The sequence below is a fragment of the Paraburkholderia sp. genome (assembly GCF_035656215.1).
In the GTDB taxonomy this organism is placed as follows: domain Bacteria; phylum Pseudomonadota; class Gammaproteobacteria; order Burkholderiales; family Burkholderiaceae; genus Paraburkholderia.
Genome location: NZ_DASRSY010000117.1, coordinates 1 through 20,696, shown reverse-complemented (window position 1 = coordinate 20,696; position 20,696 = coordinate 1). Strand labels below are relative to the sequence as shown.

Genomic DNA, 20,696 nt, shown 5'->3' with positions numbered 1-20,696 from the left:
CGTGGTTATTGCCGGCGGGCATTGCGGCGGGGATCGCCTGCGCAGGCGTGGGCGGCTGGCTAAGCTTGCGGCATGTGCTGGCGCGGCCCGCGTTGCAATCGCTGCGGGACGCGTGAATTTTCTTTCCTGTTTTTGTGATTGGGTATGAGCGAACTTAACGACGAAGTGTCCGCCGCACAGCCGACGGCCTTCGAACTGGTGGGCGGTGAAGCGCGCGTGCGCGAACTGGTCGACCGGTTTTATGACTTGATGGATCTCGAAGCGGAATTCGCCGGGATTCGGGCCTTGCATCCCGAGTCGCTCGATGGCTCGCGCGATAAGTTTTTCTGGTTCCTGTGCGGATGGATGGGCGGGCCCGATCATTACATCAGCCGCTTCGGCCATCCCAGGTTGAGGGCCAGGCATATGCCGTTTCCGATCGCGTCCAGCGAGCGGGATCAGTGGCTTCGGTGCATGGCATGGGCGATGGAAGATGTCGGACTTGCCGAGCCGTTGAGGGAGCGCTTGCTGGCGTCGTTCTTTGAAACTGCGGACTGGATGCGCAATCGCAATGGTTGAGAGGGCAGCGGGGCTGGAGGGAGCAGAGGCGCGTGCGGTCCTGGACTGCTGGTTCGGCGCTCCGGATACGCCCACCTTCGGCCACGCGCGCAAGCTCTGGTTCTCCCGCGACAAAGCCTTCGATGCGATGCTGCTGGAACGCTTCGGGACACTCATCGACGCGGCGCGCGAAGGGGCTCTCGACAGCTGGACGACAACACCGCGTGGCGCGTTAGCGCTGGTCATCGTGCTGGACCAGTTTTCCCGCAATTGCTATCGCGATACACCGCGTGCTTTCGCTGCCGATCATAAAGCGCTGCACATCGCGCAACAGATGATCGCAAGCGGTGCCAATCTTCTATTGCCGAGCGCGCATCATCGCGCGTTCGCGTATCTGCCGTTCGAACACGATGAAACGCTCGCCAGCCAGCACGAATCGCTGCGCCTCTTCACACAATTGAAGGCCGAGCCGGGTGGCGCGTCGTACTACTCCTCCGCGGTCAGGCACGCCAGAATCATCGAGCGCTTCGGACGTTTTCCCCATCGCAACGCGCAACTCGGGCGGCCCTCGACGGCTGAAGAAACCGCTTTCCTGAAAGAACCCGGCTCGTCGTTCTAGGCGCAAGGGAAGCGCGTAGGCACTGGCCAGGCACCCTCCGGCGCGACGCTCTACTCTCCGCGCTCGGGCGCGGTCGGAGTCCGTACGAACACCCGCAGTAGCTCGTCGGTGTCGCCTGGACGCGCGCCTGACCAGAACAGGCGCCAATCACCTGCCGGCGCGCGTGCATTGTCGCGACGGCTCTCGTCGATCAGCCACGTGCACTCGGTCGTCGCGGTGTTCGCGGTCGGTTGGTGCTCGATGCCGGTGTAGTAGTACAGCATCGGGGCTTCGGATTCGCCGAGTCCTGTACTGGCCATGCAATCACCATCGTTCCATTCGATGTTCATGCGGGCGCCGAGGTTTTCGAATACGGAGCGGTAGCTCTTCGCATAGTCGAGCCATGGCAGCAGCAGCGTGCTCACCAGTCCCCATGTGAGAATCGCGCCCGCGCACCAGCTCAGCGCGCCGCGCCATTTGCCGGTGTATTTGAAGACCGGCAGCAGCCACAGCCAGCCGAGCGTCATCAGCAACGCGGCCGCGATCATCCCGGGCTTGACCGGCAGTACCCAATCGAGCGGCAACCAGCGGCCGAGCCGGTGCAGCGACGCGTGCGTGTTGGCCGGATCGCTCATGATCGACCAGATGATCCACGCGAGCGCGGCCGCGCTGCCAAACAGGACGCGGCTCGCCATATCCCAGCTCACGTGCATACGCCGCGGCAGCTTTTCGATGCCTTGCATCGCCACCAGGGCGAGCGGGGCGATGAACGGCAGGATGTACAGTTCGCGCACCGTTGCCGAGCTTTGCAGCACGGCGAAACCTGTCCCCGCGAAGATCATCGGCAGGGCCACGCGCGGATCGCGCCAGCGGCGCCAGCTGCCGCCGGCGAGTGCGGCCAGCGTCAGCGGCACGACCGGAAAACCGACACTCAGCACGGTGCGCAGCACGAACAGACGGCTCTCGTTTTCAGAGCCGAGTTCCGCCACCGAAAAGCCGAAGAAGCGGCCGATATTGTTGTCCCACAGCCAGAGCTTGAAGAGTGCTTCGGAGCGCAGATAGAAACAGACCGGCCAGATCAGCGCGAAGGGCGCGCAGACCAGCGCGGCGACGCCGAGCGCCGCTGCGAAACTGCGAGTGCGGCAGGCGGGATACAGCACCAGCACTGCGACGGTGGTGGCGCCGAACACGAGCGGTACAAACAGGCCCTTGGCCAGGAACGACACGCCCACCCCCGCGCCGAACATCGCCGCGCCGCTCAGAATCGCGTGGCGCCGGCGGCGTGCGTCGACCGGCAGCAGGCGCGCTTCGTCACGCAGGTGCACCAGCACCAGTTCGAATAGTCCGCAGAAGCCGATCGCGGCGCCGGCCATCAGCGCGACATCGGTCATCATGTCGTGCACGTGTTTGATGACGACGAGCGTGCTCGCGAATAACGCAAGTGTGCCGATCACGCGGACGTCCAGCCAGCTCGACGCGGCGATCGCACGGCGAGCGACGCGTGCCGTGTAGTAGACGGTGAGTCCTGCGAAGAGCGCGCTCGCGAGGCGTGCGGCGTCATGCAATGGCAGGTAGCGGCCGAACATCCACGCGAGGCCGGCGGCGACCCAGTCGTAGATAGGCGGTTTTTCGACGAAGGGCTGGCCGGCGTTGGTCGGCACGATCAGATCGCCGGTGTCGAGCATGTGCTGGACGATGCCGAAGGTGTAGGTTTCGTCCTGCTTCCACGGCTCGTGGCCCAGGATGCCCGGCAAAAGCCAGGCACACAGGATCGCCAGCGCGACCAGCCATCGCATCGGACGGGCAGCCGTGAGCGAGCGCAAGCGCTGGGCGCCACGCGAAGCGGGAGGCGCAGCGGCGGGCCCCGCGGGACCGGCAGGCGCGGTGGGTCTTGCGGGCGCCGCGGCTTCGGCTGCGGCAGTGTGGCCGGCTGGCAAGGCCGTGCCGGATTCGGCAACGTGTGCCGAGCCGGGGCGCGTGTCCGGCGCACCGTCGGCAGGGCCGGCCGGCGCAGACGTCGCAGCCGCGACGTTCCCCGCGCGCCAGGGCGTGGATGGGTTTTCGTACATGAGAATCTCTGGTCGCCGTACGCGGTGACGTGGGCCGCGGACTTATGCTCTGGCTGTGCGTCGCATGCGGGTGCATGCGAACGCTGCGATTGTAGTCCCGGTTTATTACTGTGGATTACAGGTAATGTAGGGAATATCGCAGCTAGTCAGATGGATCGTGCTGATTTCTCGTCAAATCGACGGGAATAGGGAATTGGAGTAGGGAAAGGAGAAGTCGGCCGCCGGTAACCGTCGGCCCCAAGAACAGAAGAGGGGTATTCAGCGTCCGCCGGCGACGTCGAGCAGCGCGCCTGTCACGTAAGAGGCGGCGTCGCTCAGCAACCAGACGATCGACTCGGCGACTTCGTCGGCCCTGCCGGCGCGGCCCAGCGGCGTTGTCGCACCGAGCTGGGCGGCGCGCTCGGGCTTGCCGCCGCTGGCGTGGATTTCAGTATCGATCAGGCCGGGCCGCACCGCGTTCACACGTACGCCCTGCGGACCGAGTTCCTTGGCGAGGCCGATGGTCAGGGTGTCGACAGCGCCTTTGGAACCGGCATAGTCGATGTATTCGTTCGGCGAACCCAAACGCGCTGCCGCCGACGAGATATTCACGATCACGCCCCCCGCGCCGCCACGGCTTGTCGACATCCGGCGCGCGCCTTCGCGTGCGCACAGATACGCCCCGAGCACGTTGACGTCGAACATGCGCTTCAGGCGCGCGAGGTCCATATCCGCGAGCTGGCTCGACGGCCCGACGATCCCGGCATTGTTAACGAGCGCATCGATCTGGCCGAACTTTTGCTGAAGCGCGTCGAACATGGCGATCACATCGGTCTCGCTGGCGACGTCGCCGGCAATCGGCAATGCACGGCCGCCGGCGCGTTCCACCTCAGCAACGGTTTCCTGCGCGGCCGCCAGGTTCTGCGCGTAATTTACGCCGACCGACCAGCCGCGTGCGCCCAGCAAACGTGCGGTCGCGCGGCCAATGCCGCGGCTGCCGCCGGTGATCAGAACGGTTTTCGTCATCGCAACCTCATCGCTCGGGTGTGTTACGCAGGGACAGCGCGGCGGGTGTTCAGAAGGCCGGAGACGCGCAGCAAGTGGCGTTCAAACGGCGTCGCGTTTGACGGCCCATTTGTCGCTGGCAGGCGGCTGATAGCGTTGCAGCTTGTCGATCAGCGCGACGGGATCGGGATCTCTTTGCAGGATGTCGAAGTAGGTCTGCCGCATGAAGCCTTCGTCGACCGTGTGCTTGAGCAACGCGATCAGCGGATCGTAGAAGCCGTCGATATTCAGCAGTGCCACCGGCTTCTGGTGATAGCCGAGTTGCGCCCACGTGTAGACCTCGAACAGCTCTTCGAGCGTGCCCGCGCCGCCCGGCATCGCGACGAACGCGTCGGACAGATCGGCCATCATCTTCTTGCGATGATGCATGTCGGGCACCACATGCAGTTCGGTCAGGCCGTTATGGCCGACTTCCTTGTTGACCAGCAACTCGGGAATCACGCCGATTGCGCGGCCGCCTTCGGCCATCACCGTGTCGGCGATCACGCCCATCAGTCCCACCTTGCCGCCGCCATAGACCAGCGCGAGATCGGCTTCGACCAGCGCGCGGCCGAACGCGCGCGCAGCTTCGGCGTACAACGGTCTGGCTCCGTCGGAGGAGCCGCAATACACACACACCGACTTCATACTCAAACGTCCTTCGGTTCGTTACGGGGCGCGGCGCCTTCCTTCGGCGGCAGGTAGTCGTAGAACTCGCGCTTGGGCAGCTTGCCCGATACGAGGTCGTCGAAAATCTGCCGTGAGCGGCCGCGTAGATAAGGCGCCATCAGCGACACGATCTGCACGCTCACCTGATGCAGTTCCGCGCGAATCGTTTCCTGCTCGTTGTACTTGCGCGGGTTCATCACAAACTGATACGACAGCCAGTACGTCGCGATCACGCCGATGTTGGTCGCGATCACGTTCAGTTCTTCGGGCGTCGCGACCATTTCGCCGTCGGCCACGAGTTGCTCGCAGAACTGGCTCGCAAAACGCACCTTGTGGCTGATGATCTGCTTGAAGTGCGTTTCGAGCGTGCGGTTGCGCGCCAGCAGATCGTTCAGATCACGATACAGGAAACGATAGCGCCAGGTGAAATCGACCATGTACTGCAGGTACGACCACATCTCGTCGATTGTCGCGCGGTGATCGTCGGGAAAGCGCAGGCGCTTTTCGATCTCCTGCTCGAACTGGCTGAAGATGCTGTTGATGATGTCGTCTTTGTTGCGGAAGTGGTAGTACAGATTGCCTGGACTGATTTCCATTTCCTCGGCGATCGTCGTCGTCGTGACGTTCGGTTCGCCGATCTCGTTGAACAGCTTCAACGAGAGCTCGAGGATCCGTTCGCGGGTGCGGCGGGGAGGTTTGGCTTCCATGTAGTCCGGCCCTGGTTACGCCGGGCTGGGCACGTGGCGGCATGCCGCTGTTGCGTGATCCATCCGGACGCGGTTGGTATAGTCGAGCGCCCCCAAACCTGCCGCTGAGCGACAGGCCCCCCGAGGGGGCAGGAAAACTTGGGGCGGCCCAGCATTTTCCTGTGAGACTATCGGTCGATTATAAACCGACCGTTCTTATACCAAGCGGATACTCAGGGTTTTCATTCATTGGGAAGCTGGATAAGGCGCGGGGCCGTGCTGCAAGGTGGGTTTCATAGCCACGCTTGAACCCAACGCACGACGAGCGGCCCGACGATCAGCCCCCACGTCATCAGACACATGCCGAGTGCGACCATGACCGCCGCGCTACCGAGATCTTTGGCACGGCGCGACAACTCGTGGCGTTCGAGCGAAATACGGTCGATCGCCGCCTCGACGCTCGAATTCAGCAACTCGACGATCAGCACCAGTAACACCGAGCCGAGCAGCAACACGCGTGACACGGGATCGACCGGCACCAGCACGCCGCACGGAATCAGGATCGCGGCGAGCGTAAGTTCCTGGCGAAACGCGCTTTCCTCGCGGATCGCCACGCGGAACCCGGCGAGCGAATTTTTCATCGCGTGCCATGCGCGGGTCAGTCCGCGATTGCCCTTGTACGGATTGAAGGGTAACGGTGAGAGCGGATCGTCGGGGCTGAGCGGTTCGTGGTGGGAATCGCTCTCAGGGCTCTCGATCCTCGCGCTGTTCACGTCGTGGAAACCATTCGTGTGATTGGCATGATTCGGCGTGCCGTGCTCGCTCACGTCGTCGAACGGTTCGATGCCGGCGGCGTCGGTGCCGGCATCGACAGCGCGCAACGCGCCGTTCGATGCGCGTGCCGCGGTGGAGTTTCGGGTTCGCATAAGCGGCTCGGCACGTCGCGTCATGCGGCGGCGCTTTCCTCGCTGTACGATGCGCGCGGCAGCGGCTTCAGATGCGCCGCGAACTGCTCGGACGCCGCTGCCCACGAGAAGCGTTCGGCCCACGCGCGAGCATGGCTGCGTTCGATCTTCAGCGCTTCGAGGCAAGCCTCGCGCAAATCTTCGTGCATGGCGCCCGCGCCGCCGTCGCCCAGCACGTCGATCGGGCCGGTGACCGGATACGCCGCGACCGGTGTGCCGCAAGCCAGCGCTTCGAGCAGCACGAGTCCGAAGGTATCGGTGCGGCTCGGGAATACGAACACGTCGGCGGCGGCGTAGACCTTGGCCAGCTCGGCTTGCGTCAGCACGCCCAGGTAATTGGCCTGCGGATAGCGCGACTTCAGTTCGGCCAGCGCAGGACCTTCGCCCGCCACCCACTTCGAGCCGGGCAGATCGAGCTTCAGGAACGCCTCGACGTTCTTCTCGACCGCTACGCGCCCCACGTACAGAAAGATCGGCCGCGCGGTGTTGAGGACCTTCGAGTCCATCTGGTGAAAGATGTCGAGGTCGACACCGCGGGTCCACAGCACCACGTTGGTGAAGCCGAATTTTTCGAGGTCAGCCTTAACCACCGGTGTGGGCGCCATCACCGCCAGAGACGGCTTGTGGAACCAGTGCAGAAACTTGTAGGTGAGCGCGAGCGGAATGCCGAAACGCGCCTGCACGTATTCGGGAAAGCGCGTGTGATAAGCGGTCGTGAACGGCAGCTTGTGCTTGATCGCATAGGCGCGTGCGGCCGTGCCGAGCGGGCCCTCGGTCGCGATATGCAGCGCGTCGGGCGCGAATTCGTCAATCCGCTGACCCAGCTTGCGGCTCGGCAGCAGCGACAGGCGAATCTCAGGATAGGTCGGGCACGGAATCGTCTTGAATTCGAGCGGCGTCAGCAAGTCGACGTGGTGGCCGAGTGCGGTGAGTTCGCGCGTGGTATTTTTCAGCGTGCGCACGACGCCATTGACCTGCGGTTCCCATGCGTCGGTGACGATCATGATCTTCATCGGTTTCGGCCCAATAGAAGTGGAGAGGGACTACGCGGTCGCCCGGGCCTTTTGCACGCCGACTTCCGGTGCGCGCATCACGGTCCAGTAGATCACCTTGAGTTCACCTTCATACGTCTCGACGAGCGCCGACAGACTTTCGACCCAATCGCCGTCGTTGCAATACAGCACGCCGTCGATCTCGCGGATCTCGGCTTTGTGGATGTGGCCGCAGACCACGCCGTCGCAGCCGCGGCGGCGTGCTTCGTCGGTCATCACGCGTTCGAACGACGAGATGAAATTCACCGCGTTCTTCACCTGATGCTTCAGGTATTGCGACAGCGACCAGTAGGGGAAGCCGAGGCGGTTGCGGATCCGGTTGAACCAGCGGTTCAGGATCAGGATCATCGTGTAGAGCGTGTCGCCGAGATACGCGAGCCACTTGGCGTGCTGGATCACGCCGTCGAACAGATCGCCGTGCACGATCCAGAGGCGCTTGCCGGCGAGCGTCGTGTGAAACGCTTCGCCGCGCACGTGGATGTCACCGAATGCGAGGTCGCAGAACTGACGCGCGGCTTCGTCGTGATTGCCCGGGACGTAGATGACCTGGGTGCCTTTGCGCGCTTTGCGCAACACCTTCTGCACGACGTCGTTGTGCGCCTGCGGCCAGTACCAGCCTTTTTTCAACTGCCAGCCGTCGATGATGTCGCCCACGAGGTACAGATATTCCGACTCGTTGTGCCTCAGGAAGTCGAGCAGATACGGCGCCTGACAACCGCTCGAACCGAGGTGGATGTCGGACAGCCAGATGGTGCGATAGCGGTGCGGTTCGGCGTGGTCATCGTCGTGATGACCGGCGTGCGCGTCGAGTGGCAGCGACGCCACCGGCAACGGCAGTCCGTGACCAGGGTTGGGTTCCGGGCGGAACGCGACAGGGTCGACGCTCGGGCCGGTCTGGCGGAACAGGGAAGTCGCGGACGTTTTGGGGTCCATGGCTCACGCGTCGAGTTGCGGTGCCCGTATTGCGCCAGCCGAGCGTGACCCTGCCGTGACAGTCACGAGAAGTTCTTATTACTGTGTCGGGAGAGAGACAGCGGGACGGGAGCGGCGGCGTGCGGAGAAGGGCGGTGGCGAGCGGCAACCGCGATGAGGCAGGTACGAACCGCAGGTGCGGCGGGATGAATGACCGGGTGGCCGGTTTGCTCAGCTCACGACGCTGACAACGCGCGTACCGGCGAGGCGGTCGTGGAGGAATTGACGCTGCGGATCGAAGCGGCCGGTGGCGGCCCACAGCACGAACCAGATTGCAGCGATCAGCAGCGTCTGCGGCACGGCGAGGTTCAGCAACGGATGCAGCGCGAGTGGCGGTAAAAACCACAGCCACGCCAGCACGTAACGAGCGATCGCGCGGCCCGTGGACAACGGCGCACCGTCAGCGGCGACGACGCGCAGGCGCCACGTTTTCATCGGCAACGTCTGGCCGCTATGGGTCCAGAACCAGACGAAATACAGACCGACCACGAGGCCGATCCACGCTGCGAGCAGGTTGTGATGGGTGAGACCGTTGCGCTGCTGCGTCAACGTGCTGAACAGATAGCCCGCGATGAACACGACGCCGAACAGGATCACGGCTTCGTAGAGCAGCGCGGCAAGGCGCCGGCGAACGGTAGGCACGATGCCGGATGAATCGGCGGGCAGTGTCGAGGTGGCGAGCGGCTGGGACACAGTCGGGCCCGGATCAGGAGCCGTTGAAGATCGACGGCGCCTCGGCCGGCGAAACCGGCAGCGGCGTGGCGGGCACGAAGCTGCCCGCAGCGGGAATCTCCGGCGTGGCGGCGGGGCTCGGCAATGGAGCGGCAGTAGCGGCACTCACCGCTGCGGCACCGCTCGCGCCGTGCTCCCGGGCATTGACCAGACGGTCGAGGCCCTTGATCTCGGTTTTACCGGAGGGCGGCGCGCTGACGACGCTGGGCCGCCGCTTACGCTCGCTCGCAGCGAGCCGTTCCTTCTGCTCTTCCGGCAATTGCTGATAAGCCTTCCATGCATTCTGGCGAGTTTCGCGCGGCAATTCCTTCGATACCTGGTAGTTTTCGCGCGCAACGCGCCGCTGATCGGGAGTCATGCGCACCCATTCAGTCATTCGGTCATGCAGGCGTTTTTGCGCATCGGGCGATAACTTCGGATAACGCGACGCGATTTTGATCCATTTCCGCTTGCGTTCGTCGCTAAAGGAATCCCATTGGCTGGCGAACGGCGCGAGCGCAACGTGTTCGGCCGCGCTCAGGCGCGACCATGCCATCGGACTATTGCTGTTGGAGAGGCTGGGCAGATCGACGGCGAGGGTCGGCGCGGGCAGCTTGGCGGTCGTGTTGACGCCTGCGGCGGGCGCGCTGGCGGTCGACGGACTCGGATAAAAGCGCGGATACGTTGCGGCAAACGACACTAGAGCCGCGATCGCGCATCCGAAAACAACGGCCAAGCCGCGCTTGTAACTCACCCGAAGAATCTCCCGCTCAGTGGGCGCGTGATAGGTACGCGTTGAAACCGTGGTCGAGATAGGCATTGAGCGGCAAGTCGTCGCTTAGCATGGCTGCATCGATATCGGCGAGTTCGGCGGTGCGCTGCTGGTCTTCCCAGTAGGCGATGCCCACGAGGCTGATGACCAGCGCGGCGAGCGGCCAGGCGAGCGCAAAGCGGCGCAGCGGCGAACGGCGGCGCTGCGGCACCTCGAGTTGCGGCATACCAGCCGCCATGCCGGCACCGGCGAAGGCGGGTACGAACACCGGGACGCTCACGGTTTCGGGCTTCTTGCGAGCAAGCGCGGCGCGGCGCGCCACGGCGAGCCGGTCGACGGTGGCGGCCGGCATGCTGGCGGTGGTTTCGTCGAGCGCGCGGCGCACCTGGCGGGCGAACTCGAGTTCTTTGGTTTCTAGGGAGCTCATAGCGTGATTCCTTTAGCCTTGAGCGCTTGCGCCAGCGTGTGGGTAGCCCGCGAACAGTGCGTTTTCACACTGCCTTCGGAGCAGCCCATCGCGGCGGCAGTCTCGGCGACATCCATATCTTCCCAATAACGCATGAGAAACGCCTCCCGTTGACGTGCCGGTAATTTTTGGATCTCGTCGTCGATTAACTGTAAGACCTGTTCGCGCTCGAGTTTCTGTTCGTTGCTCTCTGAGCCCGCTGAACCTTGCTGCGCCTCGAATGTTTCGAGGGGGTCGAATTCGTCGTCGTCGGCGTTGCCGAGCGAAGAAAACAGACTAACCCAAGTATTGCGCACTTTGGCACGACGGAAATAGTCGTGCATCGCATTCTGGAGAATACGCTGAAACAGGAGCGGAAGTTCGGCTGGAGGACGGTCGCCATATTTTTCGGCGAGCTTGATCATCGCGTCCTGCACGATATCGAGCGAGGCGTCGTCGTCCCGCACGGCGTAGACCGTCTGCTTGAATGCGCGCCTTTCGACGCCCGCCAGAAAATCGGCGAGTTCCTTGTCTGATGCCATCCGTTTGGGGGTCGGCGCAGCGTGCGTGCGCGTAATCGGTCGAAAAATGTCGTAAAGCTCGCGGATGCTAACAAACTTTCGCCCCGCTGGGGCGAAACCCGCTCTACCTTGCATCTCTATAACAGGCTTTCGGTCAATATTGGGATTTGAAGGAGGCCGCCAAGGCAATATTTGCTTGACCGCGCGGACATCTGCAGATATCGTCGCTGGTTCGCAACATAAGTGACTTGTCTCAATTGAGGTGTGGCCCAAGAAGCTCACCTGTCAACTGGACGCGCCGCTTGAACCCGAGCCACAAGCCCGGCAGAGAGCACCCGATCAATTTTTTGCCGAAAATTCGAAAGGTGAATAAATGAATATGCCCAGCGCGGAATTCTCCACGTCGGATACGACCCCCCATCCCGAAGCTGACTCTATCGGCGCCACCGTGCTCATGCGCGCTTTGGCCGACGAAGACGTCGAGTTTGTGTGGGGCTATCCCGGCGGCTCGGTGCTCTACATTTACGACGAGCTGTACAAGCAGGACAAATTCCAGCACATCCTCGTGCGCCACGAACAAGCCGCAGTCCACGCCGCCGACGCCTATGCGCGTTCCACCGGCAAAGTGGGTGTGTGCCTCGTGACCTCCGGCCCCGGCGTCACCAATGCGGTGACCGGCATCGCCACCGCCTACATGGATTCAATTCCGATGGTGGTGATCAGCGGCCAGGTGCCTACTGCCGCGATCGGCCAGGATGCGTTCCAGGAGTGCGACACGGTCGGCATCACGCGTCCTTGCGTGAAGCACAACTTCCTCGTGAAGGACGTGCGCGACCTCGCCGCTACCGTCAAGAAAGCTTTCTACATTGCCCGTACCGGTCGTCCCGGCCCGGTGCTGATCGACATTCCGAAAGACGTGTCGAAGACGCCCTGTCAGTACGAACCGCTCAAGACGGTTTCGCTGCGCTCGTACAATCCGGTTACGAAAGGTCACTCCGGCCAGATCCGCAAGGCCGTGGCCTTGCTGTTGTCGGCCAAGCGTCCGTATATCTACACCGGCGGCGGTATTATCCTCGCGGATGCATCGCGCGAGTTGAACCAGTTCGCCGATCTGCTCGGCTATCCCGTCACCAATACGTTGATGGGACTGGGCGGCTACCGCGCGAGCGACAAGAAATTCCTCGGCATGCTCGGCATGCACGGCACGTACGAAGCCAACATGGCGATGCAGCACTGCGACGTGCTGATCGCGATCGGTGCGCGCTTCGACGACCGTGTGATCGGCGACCCGGCGCACTTCGCATCGCGCCCGCGCAAGATCATCCATATCGATATTGATCCTTCTTCCATCTCCAAGCGCGTCAAGGTCGACATTCCGATCGTCGGCGACGTGAAGGAAGTGCTGAAAGAGTTGATCGAGCAGTTGCAAACGGCCGAGCATGGCCCGGACACCGCGGCGCTCGCCGACTGGTGGAAAGACATCGAAGCCTGGCGCGCGAAAGACTGCCTGAAGTTCGACCGCAAGAGCGACATCATCAAGCCGCAGTACGTGGTGGAAAAGGCGTGGGAACTGACCGACGGCAATGCCTTCGTGTGTTCCGACGTCGGCCAGCACCAGATGTGGGCGGCGCAGTTCTATCGCTTCAACAAGCCGCGTCGCTGGATCAACTCCGGTGGGCTTGGCACGATGGGTTTCGGCCTGCCGGCGGCGATGGGCGTGAAAATGGCGCACCCGGACGACGACGTGCTCTGCATCACCGGCGAAGGTTCGATCCAGATGTGCATCCAGGAACTCTCGACCTGCAAGCAGTACGAGACTCCGATCAAGATCATTTCGCTGAACAACCGCTATCTGGGCATGGTGCGCCAGTGGCAGCAGATCGAATACAGCAAGCGCTATTCGCATTCGTACATGGATGCGCTGCCGGACTTCGTGAAGCTCGCCGAAGCGTACGGCCACGTCGGCATGCGTATCGAACGCACGGCCGATGTCGAGCCGGCGCTGAAGGAAGCGCTGCGCCTGAAAGATCGCACAGTGTTTCTCGATTTCCAGACCGATCCGACCGAAAACGTCTGGCCGATGGTTCAGGCCGGCAAGGGCATCACTGAGATGCTCATGGGTTCGGAAGATCTATAACGACGGCGCGTTGAGTTAAACGCAGCGCCGGCTTCGTCATGCGCGCCTCCACAAAGGGTGAATGCGGACGAAGCGGCGCGAACCTGCTCGCATACATCGACAAAACATCTGGAAGAAGCGAAACATGAGACATATTATTTCTGTCCTGCTGGAAAACGAACCGGGCGCGTTATCACGCGTGGTGGGGCTGTTCTCCGCACGCGGCTACAACATTGAAACCTTGACGGTGGCTCCGACCGAAGACCGTTCGCTGTCGCGCATGACCATCGTCTCCATTGGCTCGGACGACGTGATCGAACAGATCACGAAGCATCTGAACCGCCTGATCGAGGTGGTGAAAGTGGTCGACCTTACCGAGGGCGCCCACATCGAGCGTGAGCTGATGTTGATCAAGGTGAGGGCGGTCGGCAAGGAGCGTGAGGAGATGAAACGGATGTCGGATATTTTCCGCGGCCGCATCATCGACGTCACCGAAAAGACCTACACGATCGAACTGACGGGCGCGAGCGACAAGCTCGATGCCTTCATCGAAGGGATCGACGCGACTGCGATTCTCGAAACCGTCCGTACGGGCAGTTCGGGCATCGGCCGCGGCGAGCGCATTCTGAAGGTTTGAGGCGCGCTTATCGACGATTCGCAAACGTCGCGATCGGGGCCGGGCAGTGCCTTTAATAACCCGGCCAAGCAACACAACATTCGCAGTATTTGTATTTCACTGATATCACCGAATTTAGCCAAGGAACCGACATGAAAGTTTTCTACGACAAGGACGCCGACCTCTCCCTCATCAAGGGCAAGCAAGTCACCATCATCGGCTATGGCTCGCAAGGCCATGCTCACGCGCTGAACCTGAAGGAAAGCGGCGTGAACATCACGGTCGGTCTGCGCAAGGGCGGCGCATCGTGGAGCAAGGCTGAGAACGCCGGCCTGCAAGTCAAGGAAGTGGCGGAAGCCGTGAAGGGCGCAGACGTCGTCATGATGCTGCTGCCGGACGAGCAGATCGCTGAAGTCTATGCAAAGGAAGTGCACGGTAACGCCAAGCAAGGCGCAGCGCTGGCCTTCGCGCACGGCTTCAACGTGCACTACGGTCAGGTGATCCCGCGTGCCGACCTCGACGTGATCATGATCGCGCCGAAGGCCCCGGGCCACACGGTTCGCGGTACGTACTCGCAAGGTGGCGGCGTGCCCCACCTGATCGCCGTTGCGCAAGACAAGTCGGGTGCAGCACGTGACATCGCGCTGTCGTACGCAGCAGCGAACGGCGGCGGCCGTGCCGGCATCATCGAAACGAATTTCCGCGAAGAAACGGAAACCGATCTGTTCGGCGAACAAGCCGTGCTGTGCGGCGGTACGGTCGACCTGATCAAGGCCGGCTTCGAAACGCTGGTGGAAGCGGGTTACGCGCCGGAAATGGCGTACTTCGAATGCCTGCACGAACTGAAGCTGATCGTCGACCTGATCTACGAAGGCGGCATCGCGAACATGAACTACTCGATCTCGAACAACGCAGAATACGGCGAGTACGTGACGGGTCCGCGTATCGTGACGGCTGAAACGAAGAAGGCGATGAAGGCCGTGCTGACGGACATCCAGACCGGCGAGTACGCAAAGAGCTTCATCATCGAAAACAAGGCTGGCGCACCGACGCTGCAATCGCGCCGCCGCCTGACGGCTGAGCACCAGATCGAAACGGTTGGCGCGAAGCTGCGTTCGATGATGCCGTGGATCGCAGCGAACAAGCTGGTCGACCAGTCGAAGAACTAAGAAGCCAGCTTTACGGCATCTGACCGGCGCGGCGCATCGTCGCAGCGGCCGGTAATGCAAAAAGCCGTCCAAGGGTGCTGAACCCTGGGCGGCTTTTGCTATCCTACGGTTTTACAAAAATACAGAAGCCATCCATGAATTACCCTCATCCGATCATCGCGCGAGAAGGCTGGCCGTTTATCGCCATCGCGGCCGTCGTTGCATTACTGGTTCATGCCTTCGCGGGATTCGGCTTTGCATGGCTGTTCTGGCTGATCCTGATCTTCGTCGTGCAGTTCTTCCGCGATCCGGCTCGCCCGATTCCGACTCAGGCCAACGCCGTGCTGTGCCCGGCGGACGGCCGCATCGTCGCAGTCGAGACAGCGCATGATCCGTATGCCAACCGTGAAGCGCTGAAGATCAGCGTGTTCATGAACGTTTTCAATGTCCACTCGCAACGCTCGCCGGTGGATGGCGCGATCTCGAAGGTCGAATATTTCCCGGGTGCGTATCTGAATGCCGCCGTGGATAAGGCTTCGACCGAAAATGAGCGCAACGCGGTGGTGATCGAAATGGCCGGCGGCCAGACGGTGACCTCGGTGCAGATCGCCGGTCTGATTGCGCGGCGCATTCTTTGCTACGTACGAGCCGGCGAGCCGCTCACGCGTGGGCAACGTTATGGATTTATCCGTTTTGGCTCGCGTGTCGACGTGTATCTGCCGGTTGGCAGCCGTCCGCGTGTGTCGATCGGCGAGAAGGTTTCGGCGTCGTCCACGATCCTCGCTGAACTATAAAGCGGCACCAAGGAGGTTTTCCGAATGGCCGCATTCAAACCGCGTCGACCCCGCAACAGCGGACCGCTCCCGCGCCCATTCCGCCGTAACAAGCCGATCGCGGCGGAGTCGCCGGTAGTCGAGAGCCGGCGCGCCCAGCGTCAGCAGTTCCTGAGGAAGCGCGGCATTTACCTGCTGCCGAACGCGTTTACCACCGCCGCGCTCTTTTGCGGCTTCTTCGCCGTGGTGCAGGCAATGAACGTGCGCTTCGAAATCGCGGCGATCGCGATCTTCGTGGCGATGGTGCTGGACGGTATGGACGGCCGGGTCGCCCGTATGACGCACACGCAAAGCGCATTCGGCGAGCAGTTCGACAGCCTCTCGGACATGGTGTCGTTCGGTGTGGCACCGGCGCTGGTCATGTACGAGTGGATCCTGAAGGATCTTGGCCGCTGGGGCTGGCTCGCGGCGTTCGTCTATTGTTCGGGTGCGGCATTACGTCTTGCGCGCTTCAACACGAACATCGGCGTGGTCGACAAGCGCTTCTTCCAGGGTATGCCCAGTCCGGCTGCTGCCGCGCTGATCGCCGGTTTCGTGTGGCTCGCCACCGATAACCGGGTGCCGCTCAAGCTCGTGTGGCTGCCGTGGGTCGCTTTCGTGCTGACCATCTACGCCGGTGTGACGATGGTCTCAAACGCGCCGTTCTACAGCGGCAAGGCGCTCGACGTGCGGCACCGCGTGCCGTTCGGCGTGATTCTGCTGGTGGTCGTGGCGTTCGTGCTGGTGTCGTCCGATCCGCCGTTGATGCTGTTCGGCCTGTTCGTGCTGTACGGTCTGTCGGGTTATGTGTTCTGGGGCTACCAGGCGCTGCGGGGCAGGGCGAATCCGGCTCGGTCGGTGGCGCAGGACAGGTAATTGCGCATCCTGTTTGCATGCAAGTGACACGGAAAAACGGCAGTCTTCGGGCTGCCGTTTTTCGTTTTCGGACCCGTCCGGCGGCGCGCGGCAGGCAGGTCGGACGCCAATTGCACGTTGACGGGAATGCCGCTATAGTCGTCCGATGAATGCGTTCACGTTCCCATTTGAGCTGCAACGCGAGCCTCAACAAGCCGGGGCGCGCCTAAGCGCACTCGTGCTGGCGCGTCTAACGCGCTGATCGCTTCCGCCCCCCGTCTGCCTCGTCTGCGGGTTATAGCGTCGCCAGCGGTGGCGCAAACACCCGAATTCCAAAATATCCGATCCCCACAATTGAACGACTCCCCAGGAGACCCGACATGGCCGACAAACTGATCATATTCGACACCACGTTGCGTGACGGCGAGCAATCGCCCGGCGCGTCGATGACGAAGGAAGAAAAAATCCGTATCGCGAAGCAGCTCGAGCGGATGAAGGTAGACGTGATCGAGGCGGGCTTCGCGGCCAGCTCGAATGGCGACTTCGATTCGATCCAGACAATCGCGGGCCTGATCAAGGACAGCACGGTCTGCTCGCTGGCCCGTGCCAACGACAAAGACATTCAACGCGCTGCTGACGCACTCAAGCCGGCCGATCATTTCCGCATCCATACGTTCATCGCAACGTCGCCGCTGCATATGGAAAAGAAGCTGCGCATGACGCCGGATCAGGTGTTCGAACAGGCAAAGCTGGCGGTGCGTTTCGCCCGCAAGTTTACGGACGACGTCGAGTTTTCGCCTGAAGACGGCAGCCGTTCGGACATGGATTTCCTGTGCCGTGTGCTGGAAGCGGTGATCGCGGAAGGTGCGACTACGATCAACATCGCGGATACGGTCGGCTACGGCGTGCCGGAACTATACGGCCAGCTTGTGAAGACGCTGCGCGAGCGTATTCCGAACTCGCATAAGGCCGTGTTCTCAGTGCATTGCCATAACGACCTCGGCATGGCGGTGGCGAACTCGTTGGCCGGTGTGCAGATTGGCGGCGCGCGTCAGGTCGAGTGCACGATCAACGGTCTCGGTGAGCGAGCGGGTAATACGTCGCTCGAAGAAATCGTGATGGCGGTGAAAACGCGCAAGGATTACTTCGGGCTGGAAGTCGGTCTCGATACGACGCAGATCGTGCCGGCTTCGAAGCTGGTGTCTCAGATCACCGGTTTCGTCGTGCAACCGAACAAAGCGGTGGTCGGCGCGAACGCATTCGCCCACGCATCCGGCATTCACCAGGACGGCGTGCTGAAAGCGCGCGACACGTACGAAATCATGCGTGCCGAAGATGTGGGCTGGAGCGCGAACAAGATCGTGCTTGGTAAGTTGTCGGGCCGCAATGCATTCAAGCAGCGTCTGCAGGAATTGGGTATCGCGCTCGATAGCGAAGGCGAGTTGAATACCGCGTTCGCACGCTTCAAGGAACTGGCCGACCGTAAGTCGGAAATCTTCGACGAAGATATCATCGCGATCGTCACGGAGGAATCGGCTGAAGCGCAGCAGAAGGAGCACTACAAGTTCCTGTCGCTGTCGCAGCATTCGGAAACCGGCGAGCAGCCGCACGCGAAGATCGTGTTCTCGGTGGAAGGCAAGGAAGTGACCGGTGAAGCGCGCGGCAACGGTCCGGTGGATGCCACGCTCAATGCGATCGAAACGGAAGTGGGTAGCGGTTCGGAACTGCTGCTGTATTCGGTGAACGCCATCACAACCGGTACCCAGGCGCAGGGCGAAGTGACCGTACGGCTGTCGAAGAGCGGGCGCATCGTGAATGGCGTAGGCACCGATCCCGATATCGTCGCGGCTTCCGCGAAGGCGTATATCTCGGCGCTCAACAAGCTGTATTCGAACGTCGATAAGTTGAATCCGCAGCGTTCGGAGTGATAGGACGGCAGGGCGCCGCATGCGCGCTGCCCCGAGGAGATTATTCGAAGCCCTGTGCCCTAAAAAGCACAGGGCTTCGTGTTTTTGTAGTGTCTTCCTCCCGTATGTCTCTTGTCCTGAAACGCTCTGGATTTCGGGTTTTTGCGGCGTCTGTTTTTCATGCGTCGCGCCCTCATAAGCGCAGGGTTTTCTGCTTTCGCGGTGCGCGTTTTACGCGTCTCGTATGCTCAAGCTACTCCGTCGCCGCGCGCCGCATCGACCATCCGCGCGCCGCGCGTGCCTGCACCTGATGCCGCACTTCAACAGCGATCTCGCGGCGCGGCGCATCGGCGACAAACGCGTCGAGCAGATCGCGCACATCGTGATCGACGAAGTCGGCACGCGTTGCGTCGACGATCAAGGTCGCGCCGTCGGGGATCTGCTGCAGATAGTGCTTGAGCGCCACCTTGCCAAGAAACGATACGTCCTTGCGAAACGAAAGCAGATAGTGATCGCCGTGCTGTGCGAGGACGATCGGGCTGCGCAGGTTCGCATACAAGGCGAGCAACACGCTGCACAGAATGCCGAGCACGATTCCGATCAGCAGATCGGTGGCGAGCACGCCGACCAGCGTGACGATGAACGGTGCAAACGGAGCGAAGCCTTGCTTGGCGACAGCGACGAACAACGACGGCTTGGCGAGCTTCACGCCGGTGACAATCAGAATCGCCGCGAGACAGGCAAGCGGAATCAGGTTGATGACGCTAGTCAACGCGAACACGCTTACCAGCAGCAATACGCCATGAATAACCGCGGACAGCCGGCTCTGCGCGCCCGCATGCACATTGGCGGAACTACGCACAATGACCGAGGTGATCGGCAGGCCACCGATCGCTCCGGCGATCAGATTGCCCACGCCCTGCGCCTTCAGTTCGCGATCCGGCGGCGCGGCACGTCGGGCGGGGTCGATCTGCTCGACCGCTTCGAGACTTAACAGCGTTTCGAGACTCGCGACGATCGCCAGTGTGATGGCCACGCGCCAGACGTCAGGATTGATCAATTGCGAGAAGTGCGGGCCGAAGTCGGCCCAGGCGAGGGCGAGTTGCAGCGCGGCGAACGATTCGAGCGACGGCAGCGCGACGCGATGCTCGGCAGGTGGCGCGAACGACGGGCCGAGCAGGCTGAACAGCAGCGTCGCGCCGATACCCAGCAGAACCACTGCGAGTGGCGCCGGCACGAGCCGCACCAGCGCAAAGCGACGCAGCGCGCGCGTTTCCCAGCCCACCAGAATCGCCAGCGACAGCAACGTGATCATGCCGGCCACGAGTGAAATCGTGCCGAAAGGTGTCGTTACACTACCGGCCATCCGGGCGGCAGCTTGCGACCCATCCGACGCATTCGAGCCGAAGAGTCCAAGCGCCAGCGGGAATTGTTTGACGATCAGCAGCACGCCGATCGCCGCAAGCATGCCTTTGATCACCGGCGACGGCACATAGGCGGCAAATCTGCCGGCCTTCAGCATGCCGAAGCCGAACTGGATCGCACCGGACAGCAACACAGCCAGCAGGAACGCGGAGAAGCTGCCGAGTTGCGCGATTCCGTCGACGACGATCACGACAAGGCCCGCTGCCGGCCCGCTTACGCTCAACCGTGAGCCGCTCAGCACGGCAACCACCAGGCCGCCGACGATGCCCGACACAAGCCCGGCAAACGGCTCGACGCCCGACGCGTTAGCGATGCCCAGACAGAGCGGCAGCGCCACCAGAAAAACGACCGTGCCTGCAAACAGATCGCGCTGAAACGTGGAAAGAAAAGCTCGAAGGTTCATGGGGTCCGTGCGGCGGTTTCGTGCGCCCATGCGACATTGGCGACCAGCAGGCGTTTGGGACGGTTCATGGATAGCGGCTCCGTAAGTGGGTGCACAGACTCGTAGCCGAATCCCGGCTGCGCAGACAACGCAGCGAATACGGGCAACACGGATCAATGCTTACGAAAACCTTTCTATCAAGAAATAAATCGGCTGTGCACGAAATAAAATTCGCCGGCATGCGCCATAAATAAAAAAAAAGCCGCCTGAAGAGGCGGCTTCAGACTGCTGACAAAGTACCCCCGAAGCCTGGCCATGCGCCGGGCTTTGTCGTTTAATGAGCGTCATGCTCAAGAAACCGACGCCCATGCAGCACGAACTCGAGATGGTCACGCTCGAGGAGCTCGTGCCGAAG

21 protein-coding genes are annotated in these 20,696 nt (G+C 62.1%); 8 read left to right on the top strand and 13 right to left on the bottom strand.

Translation table 11 applies throughout. The features are described 5' to 3' along the window. The first annotated feature begins 144 nt into the window (after positions 1 to 144). Complete coding sequence (locus VFE81_RS06715; protein WP_325043844.1) at positions 145 to 558, top strand: group II truncated hemoglobin; 414 nt, start codon at positions 145 to 147, stop codon at positions 556 to 558. Then, the gene (locus VFE81_RS06710) at positions 551 to 1,156 is read left to right on the top strand and encodes a DUF924 family protein (RefSeq protein WP_325043843.1); all 606 of its coding nucleotides are present in this window, start codon (positions 551 to 553) and stop codon (positions 1,154 to 1,156) included. Before VFE81_RS06715 ends, VFE81_RS06710 begins: the two co-directional genes overlap by 8 nt. Positions 1,157 to 1,206: 50 nt before the next feature. On the opposite strand, the gene VFE81_RS06705 is transcribed toward VFE81_RS06710, so the two are convergent. From VFE81_RS06705 to VFE81_RS06655, 11 genes are all read right to left on the bottom strand, one after another. After that, entirely contained in the window at positions 1,207 to 3,204 is a 1,998-nt protein-coding gene (locus tag VFE81_RS06705) for a glycosyl transferase (RefSeq protein WP_325043842.1), read from the bottom strand. 258 nt (positions 3,205 to 3,462) lie between these two features. Continuing rightward, the gene (locus tag VFE81_RS06700) at positions 3,463 to 4,209 is read right to left on the bottom strand and encodes an SDR family oxidoreductase (protein WP_325043841.1); all 747 of its coding nucleotides are present in this window, start codon (positions 4,207 to 4,209) and stop codon (positions 3,463 to 3,465) included. Between the two features lie 81 nt (positions 4,210 to 4,290). Then, complete coding sequence (locus VFE81_RS06695) at positions 4,291 to 4,875, bottom strand: TIGR00730 family Rossman fold protein (protein ID WP_325043840.1); 585 nt, start codon at positions 4,873 to 4,875, stop codon at positions 4,291 to 4,293. A gap of 2 nt (positions 4,876 to 4,877) precedes the next feature. After that, entirely contained in the window at positions 4,878 to 5,603 is a 726-nt protein-coding gene (locus tag VFE81_RS06690) for a TetR/AcrR family transcriptional regulator (protein WP_325043839.1), read from the bottom strand. 272 nt (positions 5,604 to 5,875) lie between these two features. Next, positions 5,876 to 6,508, bottom strand: coding sequence for a diacylglycerol kinase (locus VFE81_RS06685; RefSeq protein WP_325043838.1), 633 nt, complete (start codon positions 6,506 to 6,508; stop codon positions 5,876 to 5,878). 20 nt (positions 6,509 to 6,528) lie between these two features. Continuing rightward, complete coding sequence (locus VFE81_RS06680) at positions 6,529 to 7,560, bottom strand: glycosyltransferase family 1 protein (RefSeq protein ID WP_325043837.1); 1,032 nt, start codon at positions 7,558 to 7,560, stop codon at positions 6,529 to 6,531. A 30-nt stretch (positions 7,561 to 7,590) separates the two neighbouring features. Continuing rightward, positions 7,591 to 8,532 carry a UDP-2,3-diacylglucosamine diphosphatase gene (locus VFE81_RS06675; protein ID WP_325043836.1) on the bottom strand — a complete coding sequence of 314 codons (942 nt, stop codon included), beginning with the start codon at positions 8,530 to 8,532 and terminating at the stop codon, positions 7,591 to 7,593. Between the two features lie 210 nt (positions 8,533 to 8,742). Then, the gene (locus VFE81_RS06670; protein WP_325043835.1) at positions 8,743 to 9,264 is read right to left on the bottom strand and encodes an RDD family protein; all 522 of its coding nucleotides are present in this window, start codon (positions 9,262 to 9,264) and stop codon (positions 8,743 to 8,745) included. 13 nt (positions 9,265 to 9,277) lie between these two features. Further along, complete coding sequence (locus VFE81_RS06665; RefSeq protein WP_325043834.1) at positions 9,278 to 10,036, bottom strand: DUF3106 domain-containing protein; 759 nt, start codon at positions 10,034 to 10,036, stop codon at positions 9,278 to 9,280. Positions 10,037 to 10,052: 16 nt separating this feature from the next. Beyond that, positions 10,053 to 10,481 carry a DUF3619 family protein gene (locus VFE81_RS06660; protein ID WP_325043833.1) on the bottom strand — a complete coding sequence of 143 codons (429 nt, stop codon included), beginning with the start codon at positions 10,479 to 10,481 and terminating at the stop codon, positions 10,053 to 10,055. Next, positions 10,478 to 11,041: an RNA polymerase sigma factor gene (locus VFE81_RS06655; RefSeq protein WP_063495282.1), complete on the bottom strand. Its 564-nt coding sequence runs from the start codon at positions 11,039 to 11,041 to the stop codon at positions 10,478 to 10,480. Before VFE81_RS06655 ends, VFE81_RS06660 begins: the two co-directional genes overlap by 4 nt. 352 nt (positions 11,042 to 11,393) lie before the next feature. Here VFE81_RS06655 and VFE81_RS06650 point away from each other — a divergent pair, with 352 nt between their 5' ends. The 6 genes from VFE81_RS06650 (at position 11,394) to VFE81_RS06625 (ending at position 18,495) form a co-directional block, all read left to right on the top strand. Continuing rightward, positions 11,394 to 13,157 carry an acetolactate synthase 3 catalytic subunit gene (locus VFE81_RS06650; protein WP_325043832.1) on the top strand — a complete coding sequence of 588 codons (1,764 nt, stop codon included), beginning with the start codon at positions 11,394 to 11,396 and terminating at the stop codon, positions 13,155 to 13,157. A gap of 124 nt (positions 13,158 to 13,281) precedes the next feature. Then, positions 13,282 to 13,773 carry an acetolactate synthase small subunit gene (gene ilvN, locus VFE81_RS06645; protein ID WP_011487482.1) on the top strand — a complete coding sequence of 164 codons (492 nt, stop codon included), beginning with the start codon at positions 13,282 to 13,284 and terminating at the stop codon, positions 13,771 to 13,773. A 131-nt stretch (positions 13,774 to 13,904) separates the two neighbouring features. Then, positions 13,905 to 14,921: a ketol-acid reductoisomerase gene (ilvC, locus tag VFE81_RS06640; RefSeq protein ID WP_035551801.1), complete on the top strand. Its 1,017-nt coding sequence runs from the start codon at positions 13,905 to 13,907 to the stop codon at positions 14,919 to 14,921. 134 nt (positions 14,922 to 15,055) lie between these two features. Continuing rightward, positions 15,056 to 15,694: a phosphatidylserine decarboxylase gene (locus VFE81_RS06635; RefSeq protein ID WP_325043831.1), complete on the top strand. Its 639-nt coding sequence runs from the start codon at positions 15,056 to 15,058 to the stop codon at positions 15,692 to 15,694. A 24-nt stretch (positions 15,695 to 15,718) separates the two neighbouring features. After that, positions 15,719 to 16,588 carry a CDP-diacylglycerol--serine O-phosphatidyltransferase gene (pssA, locus tag VFE81_RS06630; protein WP_325043830.1) on the top strand — a complete coding sequence of 290 codons (870 nt, stop codon included), beginning with the start codon at positions 15,719 to 15,721 and terminating at the stop codon, positions 16,586 to 16,588. Between the two features lie 359 nt (positions 16,589 to 16,947). Further along, on the top strand, positions 16,948 to 18,495 hold the full coding sequence (locus VFE81_RS06625) for a 2-isopropylmalate synthase (protein WP_325043829.1): 1,548 nt from the start codon (positions 16,948 to 16,950) through the stop codon (positions 18,493 to 18,495). Between the two features lie 232 nt (positions 18,496 to 18,727). Here the strand turns inward: VFE81_RS06625 and VFE81_RS06620 are convergent, their stop codons facing one another. Then, positions 18,728 to 20,302 (bottom strand): SulP family inorganic anion transporter, encoded by a 1,575-nt coding sequence (locus tag VFE81_RS06620; RefSeq protein ID WP_325043828.1) that lies wholly within the window; start codon positions 20,300 to 20,302, stop codon positions 18,728 to 18,730. A 159-nt stretch (positions 20,303 to 20,461) separates the two neighbouring features. Continuing rightward, positions 20,462 to 20,696: hypothetical protein (locus VFE81_RS06610; RefSeq protein ID WP_325043827.1), on the bottom strand; the 235-nt coding region annotated here is incomplete at its 5' end.

What these genes read in the sequence shown, in the direction of transcription:
- VFE81_RS06715 (WP_325043844.1), top strand. Translation starts at nt 145, where the DNA reads ATGAGCGAACTTAACGACGAAGTGTCCGCCGCACAGCCGACGGCCTTC.
- VFE81_RS06710 (WP_325043843.1), top strand. Translation starts at nt 551, where the DNA reads ATGGTTGAGAGGGCAGCGGGGCTGGAGGGAGCAGAGGCGCGTGCGGTC.
- VFE81_RS06705 (WP_325043842.1), bottom strand. Translation starts at nt 3,204, where the DNA reads ATGTACGAAAACCCATCCACGCCCTGGCGCGCGGGGAACGTCGCGGCT.
- VFE81_RS06700 (WP_325043841.1), bottom strand. Translation starts at nt 4,209, where the DNA reads ATGACGAAAACCGTTCTGATCACCGGCGGCAGCCGCGGCATTGGCCGC.
- VFE81_RS06695 (WP_325043840.1), bottom strand. Translation starts at nt 4,875, where the DNA reads ATGAAGTCGGTGTGTGTGTATTGCGGCTCCTCCGACGGAGCCAGACCG.
- VFE81_RS06690 (WP_325043839.1), bottom strand. Translation starts at nt 5,603, where the DNA reads ATGGAAGCCAAACCTCCCCGCCGCACCCGCGAACGGATCCTCGAGCTC.
- VFE81_RS06685 (WP_325043838.1), bottom strand. Translation starts at nt 6,508, where the DNA reads ATGCGAACCCGAAACTCCACCGCGGCACGCGCATCGAACGGCGCGTTG.
- VFE81_RS06680 (WP_325043837.1), bottom strand. Translation starts at nt 7,560, where the DNA reads ATGAAGATCATGATCGTCACCGACGCATGGGAACCGCAGGTCAATGGC.
- VFE81_RS06675 (WP_325043836.1), bottom strand. Translation starts at nt 8,532, where the DNA reads ATGGACCCCAAAACGTCCGCGACTTCCCTGTTCCGCCAGACCGGCCCG.
- VFE81_RS06660 (WP_325043833.1), bottom strand. Translation starts at nt 10,481, where the DNA reads ATGAGCTCCCTAGAAACCAAAGAACTCGAGTTCGCCCGCCAGGTGCGC.
- VFE81_RS06655 (WP_063495282.1), bottom strand. Translation starts at nt 11,041, where the DNA reads ATGGCATCAGACAAGGAACTCGCCGATTTTCTGGCGGGCGTCGAAAGG.
- VFE81_RS06650 (WP_325043832.1), top strand. Translation starts at nt 11,394, where the DNA reads ATGAATATGCCCAGCGCGGAATTCTCCACGTCGGATACGACCCCCCAT.
- ilvN (WP_011487482.1), top strand. Translation starts at nt 13,282, where the DNA reads ATGAGACATATTATTTCTGTCCTGCTGGAAAACGAACCGGGCGCGTTA.
- ilvC (WP_035551801.1), top strand. Translation starts at nt 13,905, where the DNA reads ATGAAAGTTTTCTACGACAAGGACGCCGACCTCTCCCTCATCAAGGGC.
- VFE81_RS06635 (WP_325043831.1), top strand. Translation starts at nt 15,056, where the DNA reads ATGAATTACCCTCATCCGATCATCGCGCGAGAAGGCTGGCCGTTTATC.
- pssA (WP_325043830.1), top strand. Translation starts at nt 15,719, where the DNA reads ATGGCCGCATTCAAACCGCGTCGACCCCGCAACAGCGGACCGCTCCCG.
- VFE81_RS06625 (WP_325043829.1), top strand. Translation starts at nt 16,948, where the DNA reads ATGGCCGACAAACTGATCATATTCGACACCACGTTGCGTGACGGCGAG.
- VFE81_RS06620 (WP_325043828.1), bottom strand. Translation starts at nt 20,302, where the DNA reads ATGAACCTTCGAGCTTTTCTTTCCACGTTTCAGCGCGATCTGTTTGCA.